Consider the following 1,016-nt stretch of genomic DNA (forward strand, 5'->3'; position numbering starts at 1 on the left):
GCCGACGAGCGCTAAGTAATCGATAATTTGATTTGGTTTAACACCAAATTTTTCGACGACGCCTTCCTCATTCATATAGGTGTTGGTCATTGTATTCATCAGCGTGACATGCGGCGTGACAAGTTGCGCCATGTCTTTATCGCCGGTCGATACAACCACATCATGCTGCGTGTCTGTAGCTTGTTTTGCTAATGTGCCAATGACGTCGTCAGCTTCAACGCCCGGAATAACGAGTAGCGGTAATCCCATAGCCTGAATAATGTCGTGAATCGGCTGAATTTGGGAACGTAAGTCGTCCGGCATTGGGGGACGATTGGCTTTGTAGTCCTCATACATTTCATGACGAAAGTTTTTTCCTTTGGCATCAAAGACAACAATGATCTTAGAGTCAGGATAATCGCTTTGCAGACGCTTCATCATATTGATGACACCTTTGATTGCGCCTGTGGGTTGTCCTTTTGAGTTGTTGAGCGGAGGAAGCGCGTGATACGCGCGGAATAAATAAGATGAACCGTCAACGAGAACGGTAGGTGCCGATGTTGTCATGAAATTGGTCTGAATAAGTCGTTGGGAAAGTTTGCTATAGTAAGGAAAAACGTGCCAAGCTTAAACCTCAATTCCATCTACACTTTGAGTTAATTTCCTCTCGAGAACTTATTATGCAAACCCTATTAAAATTCTGTGCAGTCGCTGCAATTATGTTGGCTTCTTTTTCGGTTCCACATCTTAGTGCGGAAGACTTAGCGACTGGTGAGCAGCCTGATATCGTGATTCGAGAAGAAGAGGATAAAACGTTCTACGAGTATCGTGTAAATGGCATATTAAAAGAGATCAAAGTCGTGCCAAAAGTTGGCTCTGAGTATTACTTAGTTCCTGCCGATGGCGAGGGCTGGATTCGTGAAGAACGCTCACAAATGTTAGTGCCTAAATGGGTTCTTTTTGAATGGTAAGAGAATAATCTAAAACTTAGTATGATTATTCTAAACCTGCTTGTTACTCTGTCTTCAACTTAGGGA

At 43.2% G+C, this 1,016-nt stretch carries 1 protein-coding gene and 1 pseudogene; one reads left to right on the plus strand and one right to left on the minus strand.

Going from position 1 to position 1,016, the window contains the following annotated elements; all coding sequences use genetic code 11:
- A pseudogene (locus A3738_RS28555) lies at nt 1–546 on the minus strand (DNA polymerase I); the annotation flags it as partial.
- Nucleotides 547–659: 113 nt separating this feature from the next.
- On the opposite strand from A3738_RS28555, the gene A3738_RS28560 reads away from it, so the two are divergent.
- A complete protein-coding gene (locus A3738_RS28560; protein ID WP_068501427.1) occupies nt 660–950 on the plus strand; it encodes a DUF2782 domain-containing protein in 291 nt (96 codons plus the stop codon).
- The last annotated feature ends 66 nt before the right edge of the window (nt 951–1,016 follow it).

It is taken from the genome of Oleiphilus sp. HI0066, from assembly GCF_001635725.1.

Bases quoted from the DNA above. Each gene is read 5' to 3' on its own strand.
- A3738_RS28560 (WP_068501427.1), top strand. From the start codon at position 660: ATGCAAACCCTATTAAAATTCTGTGCAGTCGCTGCAATTATGTTGGCT.